10 protein-coding genes and 1 tRNA gene are annotated in these 12,624 nt (G+C 59.2%); 2 read left to right on the top strand and 9 right to left on the bottom strand.

The genetic code is table 11. From position 1 onward, the window contains the following. Positions 1-50 precede the first annotated feature (50 nt). The 3 genes from ACR1XY_RS14635 to ACR1XY_RS14625 form a co-directional block, all read right to left on the bottom strand. Positions 51-1,712, bottom strand: coding sequence for a GMC family oxidoreductase (locus tag ACR1XY_RS14635; protein WP_480594350.1), 1,662 nt, complete (start codon positions 1,710-1,712; stop codon positions 51-53). 328 nt (positions 1,713-2,040) lie between these two features. Then, positions 2,041-3,663 (bottom strand): AMP-binding protein, encoded by a 1,623-nt coding sequence (locus ACR1XY_RS14630; protein ID WP_480594349.1) that lies wholly within the window; start codon positions 3,661-3,663, stop codon positions 2,041-2,043. Between the two features lie 35 nt (positions 3,664-3,698). Continuing rightward, on the bottom strand, positions 3,699-4,874 hold the full coding sequence (locus ACR1XY_RS14625; RefSeq protein WP_480594348.1) for an acyl-CoA dehydrogenase family protein: 1,176 nt from the start codon (positions 4,872-4,874) through the stop codon (positions 3,699-3,701). Between the two features lie 103 nt (positions 4,875-4,977). Between ACR1XY_RS14625 and ACR1XY_RS14620 the strand changes: the two genes are divergently transcribed. Together ACR1XY_RS14620 and ACR1XY_RS14615 are read left to right on the top strand one after the other, a co-directional pair. Further along, positions 4,978-5,859 (top strand): LysR family transcriptional regulator, encoded by an 882-nt coding sequence (locus tag ACR1XY_RS14620; protein WP_480594347.1) that lies wholly within the window; start codon positions 4,978-4,980, stop codon positions 5,857-5,859. A gap of 257 nt (positions 5,860-6,116) precedes the next feature. Further along, positions 6,117-6,206 (top strand) — tRNA-Ser (locus ACR1XY_RS14615). Between the two features lie 127 nt (positions 6,207-6,333). Here ACR1XY_RS14615 and ACR1XY_RS14610 read toward each other — a convergent pair. Genes ACR1XY_RS14610 through nosZ form a run of 6 tightly spaced genes read right to left on the bottom strand, consistent with a single transcriptional unit; the run spans position 6,334 to position 12,620 of the window. Continuing rightward, a complete protein-coding gene (locus ACR1XY_RS14610) occupies positions 6,334-7,242 on the bottom strand; it encodes an FAD:protein FMN transferase (protein ID WP_480594346.1) in 909 nt (302 codons plus the stop codon). After that, the gene (locus ACR1XY_RS14605; protein WP_480594345.1) at positions 7,239-7,754 is read right to left on the bottom strand and encodes a nitrous oxide reductase accessory protein NosL; all 516 of its coding nucleotides are present in this window, start codon (positions 7,752-7,754) and stop codon (positions 7,239-7,241) included. Before ACR1XY_RS14605 ends, ACR1XY_RS14610 begins: the two co-directional genes overlap by 4 nt. Next, positions 7,751-8,572 carry an ABC transporter permease gene (locus ACR1XY_RS14600; protein WP_480594344.1) on the bottom strand — a complete coding sequence of 274 codons (822 nt, stop codon included), beginning with the start codon at positions 8,570-8,572 and terminating at the stop codon, positions 7,751-7,753. Before ACR1XY_RS14600 ends, ACR1XY_RS14605 begins: the two co-directional genes overlap by 4 nt. Then, entirely contained in the window at positions 8,569-9,462 is an 894-nt protein-coding gene (locus ACR1XY_RS14595) for an ABC transporter ATP-binding protein (protein ID WP_480594343.1), read from the bottom strand. Before ACR1XY_RS14595 ends, ACR1XY_RS14600 begins: the two co-directional genes overlap by 4 nt. Continuing rightward, the gene (locus tag ACR1XY_RS14590; RefSeq protein WP_480594342.1) at positions 9,452-10,708 is read right to left on the bottom strand and encodes a nitrous oxide reductase family maturation protein NosD; all 1,257 of its coding nucleotides are present in this window, start codon (positions 10,706-10,708) and stop codon (positions 9,452-9,454) included. Before ACR1XY_RS14590 ends, ACR1XY_RS14595 begins: the two co-directional genes overlap by 11 nt. 4 nt (positions 10,709-10,712) lie before the next feature. After that, complete coding sequence (nosZ, locus tag ACR1XY_RS14585) at positions 10,713-12,620, bottom strand: TAT-dependent nitrous-oxide reductase (RefSeq protein ID WP_480594341.1); 1,908 nt, start codon at positions 12,618-12,620, stop codon at positions 10,713-10,715. Positions 12,621-12,624: the final 4 nt, after the last annotated feature.

Genomic DNA, 12,624 nt, shown 5'->3' with positions numbered 1-12,624 from the left:
GACACAAGACCCGGATCCGCCCAAGAACCCGAGGCCACTGTGTGGTTGGGTTACCGACTGTCCAGAATCCAGCGTGCGGCCTTTTCCGCGATCATCAGGGTCGGGGCGTTGGTGTTGCCGCTGGTGATCTCGGGCATGATGCTAGCGTCAACTACGCGCAGCCCCTTGATGCCTTTGACCTTCAGATAGGGATCGACCACCGCGGTCGGATCGTCCTCGTGTCCCATCTTTGCCGTGCCTACAGGGTGAAAGATGGTGTTGGCGATGTCACCGGCCAGATTTGCCAGTTCTTCATCGGTCTGGAACTGAACACCCGGCTTCCATTCCTGCGGACTGTATTTCTGCATCGCCGGTTTGGACATGATCTCGCGCACTTGGCGCAGGCTGTCGGCAGCGACCTTGCGGTCATCCTTGGTGGCCAGATAGTTCGGCGTGATCATCGGCGCGTCGGTGTATTTGTTCGACCGGATGCGAACGAGGCCACGGCTGGTCGGGTTCAGGTTGCAGACGCTGACGGTGATGGCCGGGAAATCGTGCAGATCTTCGCCAAAGGCTTCAAGGCTCAGCGGTTGGACGTGATATTCCAAGTTAGGATGAGCGCGGGACGGGTCGGACCGAGTGAAGGCCCCCAACTGACTGGGCGACATGCTCATCGGACCAGAGCGTTGCAGGGCATATTGCAGACCGATCCTGGCCTTGCCTAAAAGGCTGTTTGCCAGCGTATTGAGGGTTTTGGTTCCGTCTACCTTGAACACTGCGCGGATCTGCAGGTGGTCCTGCAGGTTTTCTCCAACAGCGGGCGCGTTCAGCACCACCTCAATGCCGTGGGACTTCAGAAACTCGGCATTGCCGATACCTGACAACTGCAGAATCTGTGGCGAGTTGATGGCACCTGCCGACAGGATGACCTCGGTGGAGGCACACACGGTCACCGAATGCCCCGCGCAGTGCACTAACGCGCCGGAGCAGCGGGTTGCGCCATCGGGGGCAGTATCGAAGGTCAGGCGCTCGACCTGCGCTTCGGTCCAGATTGCCAGGTTCTGGCGCGCTTTCGCGGGGCGGAGGAAACCTTTCGAGGTGCTCCATCGCCAACCTGATTTCTGGTTCACATCGAAATAACCAACCCCGGCATTGTCGCCCGAATTAAAGTCATCGGTCGGTTCAATTCCCGCCTCGACTGCGGCGTTGGCAAAGGCATCCAGCACATCCCAGCGCAGACGCTGCTTTTCTACGCGCCATTCGCCGCCATGCCCATGCAGGTCCGAAAACCGGCTGTTGTTGCCGGTTTCCGGATCGGCGCCATTGTCCAGCTTGTAGTGGTTTTCATGTGCCTTGAAGTCCGGGACCGAGTTTTCCCAGCTCCAGTCTTCCTCTCCACTTAACTTGGCCCAGTTGTCATAGTCCCGCGCCTGACCGCGCATGTAGATCATGCCGTTGATTGAGGAACAGCCGCCCAATGTCCTGCCGCGTGGATAGAGTAGCGCGCGGCCGTTCAGGCCTTTGTCTGGCTCGGTCCGATACAGCCAATCGGTACGAGGATTACCGATGCAGTACAGATAGCCGACCGGGATGTGAATCCAGGGGTAGGTGTCCTTTTTACCGGCTTCCAGCAACAGCACTCTGTTCGACGGGTCCTTGCTGAGGCGATTGGCAAGCAGGCAACCGGCGGTGCCAGCCCCTACGACGATGTAATCAAACGTTTCGACAGGCATGGTCGGGCTCCGGGTCGGTGGGTTTGGGGCAGGGCGATATCAGACGCCACCAGGACGTTCTTCGAACAGAGCTGCAGATTAGGTCTTGAAGTCGTGCCGAACCGCACATCCGGCAATGCAACTTTGAATAGGCGCGGTATAAAGTGGGGCCGGATTATTTCACGGTAAGTGGTCATGATCGGGGCGACGTTAGCAAAAGGGGTGCTCCCCATCCAGAAGCCTTTCGCGGTTTCTTGGTGGGTTCGCATCTTGCTGCAAAGTGTCGGCCCCAAAGGATGGTCATCAGGGCGCGGCACAGGCTGTCCAAGGGATGAAAAGGGCCGGTCTTTCAGGGCTCTGCGGCTTTTATTTTTTCCCTGAGCTGGAATTTCTGGATTTTCCCGGTCGAAGTCTTGGGCAGGTCAGTAAACACCACTGACTTGGGTGCCTTGAACCCGGCCAAATGCTCGCGGCAAAACGCTATGATTTCGCGGCCCTCTGCTAGGTGGCCCGGTCGCAATTCGACAAAGGCACAGGGCACCTCGCCCCATTTGGGGTCGGGTTTGGCCACAACTGCGGCCGCCTGGATCGCGGGGTGGCGGTACAGAACGGCCTCGACCTCAACCGAGGATATGTTTTCACCGCCCGAGATGATGACGTCCTTCAATCTGTCCCGGATCTGCATGTAGCTGTCCGGGTTGACCACGGCGGCGTCTCCGGACCAGAAATACCCCTTGTCGAAAGCCTCGGTCGTGGCAGCAGCGTCCTTGTAATAACCCTTCATGACCGTATTGCCGCGAATGGTGATCTCACCCTGCGTTTCGCCATCCCGGGGGACGGTTTCCCAGCTGTCTCGGTCGATGACCTCAACAGATTCGACCATTGGAAAGGCGATGCCTTGTTGCGCTTGCAGTCGCGCCTGCTCGGCCGGGCTTTCATCGGCCCACTCTTCCTGCCACAGGCATTGAGAAATGTGGCCATAGGTTTCGGTTAGGCCGTAGACCTGCATGACGTCCAGACCCATCGCCGTAGTTTTCTCCAAAACCGAAGGTGGGGGCGGCGCACCTGCGGTCATCACTTTGATGGCCGGGTAAAAAGGGGCGGTTCCGCTGTTGTCCAATTCGGCCAGCATCTGCAGTACGATTGGGGCCGCGCCCAAATGGGTCACGCCATGTTCGTGGATCGACGCCATAATCTTGTCTGCGGCCGGCACGCGGGTGAATACCATGGTTCCCCCCTGAAGTGCCATCACCCAAGGGTGCCCCCAGCCGTTGCAATGGAACATCGGCACAACGGACAGGTAAACCGGATAGCTGGGCATCTGCCACGCCGCCACAGTGCCAAGTGCCATCAGGTAAGCGCCGCGGTGGTGATACACCACGCCTTTCGGGCGCCCTGAGGTGCCCGAGGTATAGTTCAGCGCAATCGCGTCCCATTCATCCTCGGGCACAGCCGGGCCAGCGTATTCGCCTTTGTTCAAAAGCTCGCAATAGTCCTGCCCGCCAAGACTGTCTTGACCCGCGGCATTCGGGTCGGTGACTTCCACAACCGGGATATCACGACCGAGTAGTTCAAAGGCTTTGGACAAAAGTGGCACCAGCTCACGGTCGACAATCACCAGATTAGTGTCAGCATGATCCAGAATGTAGGCAACCGTCTCGGGTTCCAGCCGCGTGTTCAGTGTGTTCAATACGGCACCGGACAAGGGTACGGCGAAATGAAGCTCGAACAGTTCGGGTATATTGGGGCAGAGAACGGAAATCGTGTCGCCTTTGGTGATGCCCAATTCAGCCAACCCGCGCGCAACAGCGCGCGAGCGCTGGACAACTTCACCCCAATCGCGCCGCGTGTCCCCGTAAACAACCGCCGTGCGTTTTCCGTGCAGCGCCGCCGCCCGGTTCAGAAAGGATAGAGGGGACAGCGGCACATGGTTGGCCGCTGTCTTTTCCATCGCTTCAAAGTGTTTTTGCATGGTCAACCCTCCCAAACAGACCAGCGTGACTTGACTTAGGCTGCTCCGAAGCCTTTGGGGATTGGCAAGTCTGGCAGGTTTTTTGCCCGTTTCATCAGACTGCGCCCAATAACGACCCGGCTGATTTCCGTTGTACCGTCAACGATGCGCAGCATCTGGCTGAGCCGGGACAGGCGGTCGAGGCCATAGGGTTTGAGCAACCCCATCCCCCCAAGCACCTGCGTGCATGTATTGGCCGCCTTGATGGCCGCATCCGGAACAAATCGCTTGGCATGGGCCGCCATTACCGGTCCTTCGGGCGTTCCAAGCGCGTTTGCCGCCGCCCGGTACAACAAACGCGAGGCCTCCAGCTCGGTCGCAACATCGCCCAGCATCCATTGGATGCCATCCAGATCCAGGTTCTTGCCGCCAAACATTTTGCGGTTCTTGGAATAGCTCAGCGCCGTGTCCAGCGCGGCCTGCATCAATCCGCAACAGCCCGAGGCGATGGACACACGAGCGATGTCGATTGCCATCAGTGACCCCTGCAGCCCTTGTCCGACTGGCAGGATGATATTGTCCTCTGAGACGACGACATCTTTCATGTACATCTCGGACAGGGGCAGGAAGTTGTAGCTGGGCGTTTCATAACGCGGCCCAAAGCTCAGGCCCGGAGTGTCGGCCGGGATGGCGATCATCGCCATATCCTGATGGCCGGGCTGATCGGACGTCTTCACAACGGTGAAATAGATATCGGCTTCACCCGCTAGGCTGACCCAGGCCTTTGCGCCATTGATAGTCCATGTGCCATCTGTGTTGATCACGGCGCGGCTGTACATGTTGGTGGCGTCAGAGCCCGATTGCGGTTCCGTCAACGCGAAGTTCGCAAGTTTCCGGCCGGATGTAAGATCACGCGCCCACTGCTCCTTGAATGCTTCGGTGCCATAGCTGCACCCGGCGAAGGTGCAGATATTGTGCATCGACAACGCGAACGCATAGGCGCCATCGGCCATTCCAAGCTCTTCGTAAACCCGGATGCCGTCGCCAAGGGAAAGCCCCTGACCACCATATTTTTCGGGGGCATAAAGACCCGTAAGACCCGCAGCCCCAGCCTTGTCCGACACTGCACGCGGCCAAACTCCCGACTGGTTCCAGGCGTCAACGTTAGGAGCAACCTCAGCGGCCGCGTGTTCGCGCGCCATGTTCAAAATTTTTTCAATATCGGTGGACAAGTGAGGCCTCCCAGTTTCCGGCATTAGAATAGTTTTTTCTGTTTTAACGAGTTTTTTCTTCTAAAATACGCGGAAAATTCTGAGCAGGAGATTGAATTTTTCAATGGCTGACAGCCTTCCGACACTCAAGGGTCTGAGAGCCTTCGAAGAGGCTTACTGGCATGGCAGCTTCACGCTGGCGGCCAAGGCGCTGAACGTGCAACAACCGGCGATAAGCTATCAGATCAAGAAGCTTGAGCAGGATCTTGGTGCCGTTCTCTTCGAGAAATCGCATGGGCGTCTGGTACCGACCCCGGACGCGAGTGAGCTCTATGACAGCGTGTCACGGGCTTTTCGAAACATACGAACGACGGCGGCCCGGATTCGCGCTAAAGAGGGCGACGGGGTTTTCGCAATCGCGACTTATCCGGGAATCGGAGCTTACTGGTTGTCTTCGCGCCTGCCGGAACTGTCCGAGCGGTTGGATGTTCAGGTAAAGGTAATCACCCTGGTCAAGGACGCGGACCTGTTTGTGGAGCCAGCAGATTGCTGGATTCTCTTTGGTCAAGGCCACTGGCCGGGATTCGAGGCCCGAAAGCTGATTGATGAAGCCGTTTGTCCTGTTGCCTCCCCCAGCCTGATCGAACGCTACCGGCAGCCAGATGGCAGCATTGACGTGTCCAGCATTCCGCTGATCGAACAGGAAGATCCGGAAAGGCGCTGGCTGAGTTGGGAGGCGTGGCTGGATCGCTCTCAAGACGATTGGCGCCTTTCGGACAACCGCGTCGTGGTCAATGATCACGGAATGGCGCTGCATCTTGCCCTGACCGGAGCCGGGGTAGCGCTTGGGTGGACGGGGATCATCCAGGACCTGATCGACGGACAAAGTCTGGTTCCCATGTCGACCCATCACGCACGATCGAATTTCGGATATTGGGTTCTTGGCCGCGAAGGCTTTTGGGACACAGCTCAGGGAGGGCTGGTCATTGACCTTTTGAAAAACTGACGGTGCATAGCTAGGTATCGGGGCATGTTCGACACCCGATGCTGCGCACGGGTGCGTACAGCCCCAATGTGTTTTGCGAATCTGCAACCTGTTCCCATTACACCCAGCTGAAATCGGTTGACCGGACATGGTCCGGAATCGGTTTAAGCAGTGCTATTTGGTGAGATTTCAAGTAGTTCCGGGATTTCTCAGAAAACTGCCAATCTGATCAGAATTGGCCTTGTATTTCCAGCGTTTGCAAGGATATACCCGTCGGCGGAGACGTGGCCGAGTGGTCGAAGGCGCTCCCCTGCTAAGGGAGTAGGCGGGAAACCGTCTCGAGGGTTCGAATCCCTTCGTCTCCGCCACCTACCTTTTTTCGTAGATACGGCGTGAAACTCGGCTTACCAAATTAGTCTTTGGGCAAGTCTATGTTTCGGCTTTGGTGTACTGAGAGGCTTTGGTTGCGCGGTTTCTGGCACGCAACCCTGAGCCTTATGACCAGATGTGCATTTCCAGCCGCACGTCAGGGAAAGACCTGAGTACTGTGTCAAATCCTGTCTTCGGCAGGGCGCACAAAGCAGTCGACAACCCGTCGGCAATGGCCGCGCTGGGCGCCGAGACTGAGACGATGCCCGCTGGGCGCATACCACTCGCAGGGTTCAGAATATGCCCCTGATCACCTGTCAGCATGAAACTGCGCGCGTTCGAAGTTGCGACCGCACGGTCCCGCAGTTCGATGGATTTGCGAACATTGCCTCCGGGTCCAGCCAGCCCGACCTGCCAAGCTTGTCCGTCTCCGCGTTGCCCCCGGGCCGCTATTTCTCCCATATTCACCAGCACGCCCCGCAGGTCATGCGCAGTCAGTAGCGCACTGATACGGTCGGTGATGGCGCCCTGTGCGATGCCGTTCAGAGTCAGTGCTGAAACGCCCGGTTGCGGCAGGCGGATCATGTCCGTCTGAACGTTCACGCGAGCCCACCCGACAGAACGCCGTGCCGCGTCGGTCTTTTCAGGGCGCGCATCAGTTGCGAGTGCGGACCAGAGTGGTTGAACGGTGGGGTCGAACGCGCCGTTCGTAGCCTCGTGCAACGCCGTGCACAGGCTGAGAACGTTTAGCAATTCAGGTGCGGGGTCCGACAGTTGGCCGTCGCGGTTCAGTCGGCTGAGTTCGGATTGAGGGCGGTACAGGCTGAAGATGTTTTCCAAACGGTTCAACTCGGCCTCGACGGCGGCAATGATCGGCGCCGCCTGGGCATCGGTCAGCCCTTCCAGCCGCAGGCTGGCTTCGGCCCCTAGTGCAACCCCGCGCCAATGGGCCGCTGGGGCGGGTTTCGCGCTGGCTGGAAAGGCGGCGCAGGCGGCGGACATGGTCAGGAACCGACGGCGGGAGAGGGGGGTCATGAGGGGGTCTCCAGTTTCAGGTCCAGATCGACGGGGCCGAGAACCTCGGCAGCTGGAATGTCGGGCAGCGGCATCTGCGCGCCGCCATATTGGGTGATGAAAACATCGGCAGCGGTGGGATCGGCAAAGGGTACAACCTCGGGTGCGCCCATGCCGCCTGCAACGTTGGAGCCGACCACAAAGGTTGCGTCATCAGCCGCGATCCAGTTGGAAATGCCCGGCTGCCGCCAGTTCGTGGCAACCCCCATGTCACTGACATAAACAGCAGTGATTTTGGCATCCCTCTCGGGGCTTTTCAGATAGGCCACCATGTCGCGCACTTGAGCAAAGAACAGCGGCACGGGATACCCTTCCAGATGAATTTGCCCCTTTGGCCCGCCATGCTCGGCAATGTTCATCTGACAAAAATAGCTGAGCGCGTCCGGTGTCAAATCAACCGGGTCAGGGGCCACGGCCATCTCTTCTTTACAAGCAGTCAGGGCTACCAGGGCGATCAGGCAAAAGCGTTTCATGGCTCGACCCTCCGGAAGGCGGCACGGGCTAGGATAAAACCCAGCACCGGCCAGATCAGCAGCGAGGCCGGCGCGGCCCATACGGGCAGAGCTTGCGCAGCTCCAGTCATGCCCGAGGCCATGGCGACACCTTCGGTTGCGGCGATGTTCCACAGACGGAATGCGTCGGCCGGGTTGGCAACCATCACCCACGGAAAGACGGATTGGGTGAAGGTGCCGCCCTTGTCCATGACGACGGCTCCCAACAAGCCCAGATCATAAAGGACGACAAAAACCAGCCAGAGCCCGGCCGACAGACCTGCTGCCGCCGTGGCGCCCCTTGCCAGGGCAGACAGCAGGTAACCCAGCGCCAGAAACACAGCGCCCAGCAGGATGGATGTGAGAATGAGGCGAGCCAGCGCCATCAGGCTTTCCGGTCCCGCGCCGCCAAAAAATGCGGCCACCGCGCCTGCGGTGCCGAAACCAACGGTCATAGCAAAGGCCAGGGCGGCCAAGTGGGCGGTGAACTTGCCTAGCAGGATTTCTCCGCGCCCTGCCGGGTAGGACAGCAGCAGCGACAGGCTGCCCCGGTCCACGTCACCAGCGATGGCGTCGAAGGAAATCATCAGCGCCAGCAAGGGTGCCAGGTAAACCGACAGTGTGGTCATCGAGGCCACCGAAACAGTCAGCATATCGACGCCCAGTGTGCCGGTGGGGGCGCTGCCCGCAAAAGTCAGAGCCAAAGCGAACAATACCATGATCAGCGTTGCGACCAGCAGCCAGCGGTTGCGACGCAGGATCAGCATCTCGGTGCGAGTGATGGCGAGGAAGCGGGTCATTGCATCTCCTCCTGTGCGTAGTGTCGATAGAGGTCTTCCAGCCTGGGCGGGGTCATTTCGACATCCGCTACTGCGTCGCCCAACCCGGCGATACGGCGCAGGGCCTCCATCTTGTCATCAGGGGAACAGAGCAGTTCCACGGACGCACCATTGATCCGGTTGCCACCCAATTCGGCGGCCAGTGCATCTGCGTTGACGCTGGCGCGTACGCGCAGGCGGATCGGCAGCCCGGCCAGCGCCGAAAGGTTGTTCAGCGTGTCATCCGCAACCATCCGGCCCTTCCGCATGATAGCGATGCGGTCAGTGCGGGCCTCGACCTCGGTCAGAGCGTGCGACGCGATCAGGACGGCGGTGCCCTGCGCTGCCAGTTCGTCAATGATGGCATAAAGATCCTGCCGAGAGATCGGGTCCAGGCCTGAGGTTGGTTCGTCTAGCAGTGCCACTTTCGGCTGGCCTAGCAGCACTTGCGCCAGACCAAGACGTTGCCGCATCCCTTTGGAGTAAGTTCCAATCCGGCGATCCAGTGCATCGCTGAGGCCAACTCGATCCAGCAAGCCGGGCACATCGGCAATTGCCCCGGACAGCTTTGCGAAAAGGGTCAACTGCTCGCGTCCGGTCAAGGCTGGGTGGAACGACACAGCCTCGGGCAGATAGGCCGTATCCCGCCGTGCTTGCGCGGTGCCGGGAGTGGTATCGCCGATCCGAATGGCTCCGCCATGGATCGGCGTCAAGCCGAGGATGGATTTGATCAGGGTCGACTTGCCCGCGCCGTTATGGCCCAGCAGTGCAACGCGCTGACCTGGGGCAAGGGAAAGGGTGATATCGTCAAGAACGCGGGTTTTCCCTCGGTCCTTGCTGACTTGGGTAATACTTAGGGCCTTATCCGTCATGAGGCACCTTTTTCATAGCTGGGGGTTCAGGGGCTTGCATAAGCGGGTTGCTGTCGATCACGCCGCCCGGCAGAAGGGCCGGGAAGGCGGATTGCGACCAGCGCACCAGCTGCACGGCAGGGGAGCCGAGGAGTAATTTGGCTGAGGGTTGGGTCCACAGCACATGGTCCATACTGTCATTGGGGCGATAGGGGGCGTCGGCGATACCGTCGCCATCCACATCATAGGCGGCGAAATCGGACCAGTAATTGCCGCGCCCGTCTTCGGACCACTCGACCCACTTGGTCGAGACGTATTTCACCTGTGTCCGGTTCCCAATAAAAGAATTGCCGACGATGCGGTTGCGCTCGCTGCCAGCGGTAAAATGGATGCCGATGCCGCATCCCTGGAACCAGTTATCGGTGAATTCATTCTTGTTGGAGTTATAGAGGAAGGTGCATTTTTCCTTGGCACCTATCACCACGTTGCCGGTGATCTGACTTTTGTTGGCGTAGTTCAGCATCACGCCATGTTCGCGGTCACCAACCGAGACGTTATCTACGACCTTCACATTGGTGGTGAACATCACGGCATAACCCAGATCGTTACCGATTGAGACATTGTCGCTGACGATCGAGTCGTCGGCGTACATGTAGTGCACCGCAAACCGCAGATCGCGGAACAGGTTGCCTGTGAAGGTGTTTTTCTTGGACGAGTTCACAAAGATCCCGTCGCGGCCATAGCGGATGTCGTTGTCTTCCACCCGCGCGCCCGGCGCGTTCCAGACATAGACGCCATTGCCACGGTCGTTCATTCGCTGGTCCAAACGGCCTTCGATCCGGTTGCCACGCACGATGCTGTCCTTGGCCCCGTGAATGTCGACGCCGTAGAGATTGCCCAGCAGCACGTTATCCTCAACCACGGGTGCTTTGGCCGTTTTGGTCAGCTGGATACCGCTGTCGATCCCGTCATGGCTTGAGCCAGAGCCGATCACCGTCAGCCCGCGCACGGTGACACCCGGCCCGGTCACAGTGATGACGCTGCCGTTTCCTTTCCCGTCTATGGTGGCCTGTCCCAGCCCGTCGATAATTACAGGCCGGTCCAGAACCAGTGTTTCGGTGTAAACACCGGGGCTCAGGCGGAGGGTGTCCCCATCCGCCGCCTGCGCCAGTATTTCATTGATGGCCCCCGCCCGGTTGGGCACGTCCCAGTCCGCCGCCCAAAGGGGCGAGCCGAGCAGGAGCGGAATGAGCAGGGACCAGCGCATCGCCTTATGCTCCAGCCGGTTCGACCAGCATCCGACCGCGCATTTCCATGTGCAGCGCGTGGCAGAACCACTGGCAATAGAACCAGTGCACGCCCGGACGGTCGGCGGTGAAGGTGACCGAGGCGGTTGCCAATGGTGCGACTTCCATCGCGATGCCGTAGTTGCCCAGGCAGAAGCCGTGGGTCACGTCGTCCACGTCATCCAGATTGGTGATGTAGACCGTCACCTCGTCACCTTGTTTAACGGTGAACTTCTCAAGGCTGAAGGTCGGGGCCTGCGAGGTCATGTAGACCCGCACCTTGTTGCCGTCCCGGATGGGTTCCTCGGCACCTTCTTCCAGATCGATGCCATCGGCTTCGGCCTGCTTGCGGGCGTCTTCCCATGTGACATCGGCGCGATCCCAGACGTTGACCGGGTTGACGATGTCGCTGCGAACGATGATCGAGTCATGCGGTTCGGCAAAGGTCGGGCCGTCGTGAACCACTTTCATCTCGTCGGACGAGATGTCGATCAGCTGCTCGTTTTCGGGCTTCAGCGGACCCACGTTCAGGAAGCGGTCTTTCGAGAACTTATTCATCGAAATCAGCCACTTGCCGTCGGCATCCTTGGTTTCACCCATGGAGGTCGAGTTGTGGCCCGGCTGATAGTGCACGTCGACCTTCGAGATGATCGGGTCCACATCGGCGCCGCCGTATGCCTCGATTGCCTTTTCGATGTTCCACTTCACGATCTGGCTGTCGAGGAACAGCGTGGTGAACGCGTTGCCCTGACCGTCATAAGCGGTGTGAAGCGGGCCGAGACCCAGCTGCGGTTCGCCGACGATGCACGACCGCGGGTCAGCGTCGCTTTCGAACAGGGCGTCCAGTTTGGTGACGTCCATGATCGAGACTGTCGGCGACAGCTTGCCGTTGATGCAGACATGCTTGCCGTCAGGTGCGGTGTTGATGCCGTGCGGCGAGTTCGGGATCGGGATATAGCGGGTGTACTTCTTGTTCTGACCCTTGCGCCCGTCCAGAACCTTGACGCCTTTCAGCTCTTGGTAGTCACCGGCTTCGATACCCGCTTCGATTTCCGCGAGGTTGAAGACAACGACGTGGTCCAGCTCGTTCTCGGTCATCTCGGCCAGGTTCATACCCATTTCCGAGTTGTACGAGGTCGAGTAGGCGTACTTGCCCTGATAGTCGCAGTCGGTGTTGTCGAGGTTGCCCGACACGATCACCTGCCATGCCACTTCCATGGTGTCGCCGTCCAGTGCGGTGAAGATGTTCACGTATTGCGATGGATCATCCAGCACTGTGCCGTCATTAACCAGCGGCGTTTCATCCTCACCGTTGGCAAATACATAGCCGGTGCGCGGGAATTTCTGCGGGCGCAGACCGTGGATCGCCTTGGCGTTCGGGATCTCGGTGATTTTGTCGCATTTCATCACGTCGCAGCGCACGCGGGCGACGCGGGTGTTGGCCTTGTCGTTCATGAACAGGTAGCGGCCATCATAGGTGCCGTCGGTGAACGACATATGCGGGTGGTGAAGGTCACCGTTGTCATAGGTTTTCAGGCCGCGCTTGGCGAGGAATTCCTTGGTTTCCGGTAGCAGGCCATCGGTCATGATCTTCAACGACTCGTTGGTTTGACCCCAGCCGGTGGCCGAGCAGCGGTTGAACACCGGAACCCGCATCAGTTCGCGCATGGACGGGAAGCCCAGAATGCGCAGTTCACCTGTCTGACCTGAAGACCAGAAACCGTAGTATTCGTCCAGTTCACCGGGCTCCAGGTTAGCATTGGCGGCAGCGCTGGCTTGCTTCGCGGTCATCAGGGTTGAGCCCAGACCGGTCCCGGCCAGCACAGCGCCGGTTGCGGTTGCACCCAGCATCCCGCGGCGTGTGATGTTCAGTTTGCTTTCATTGTCCGACATGATC

The sequence above is a fragment of the Ruegeria sp. AD11(2025) genome, from assembly GCF_056542405.1.
This window is presented reverse-complemented; position numbering and strand designations above follow the sequence as displayed.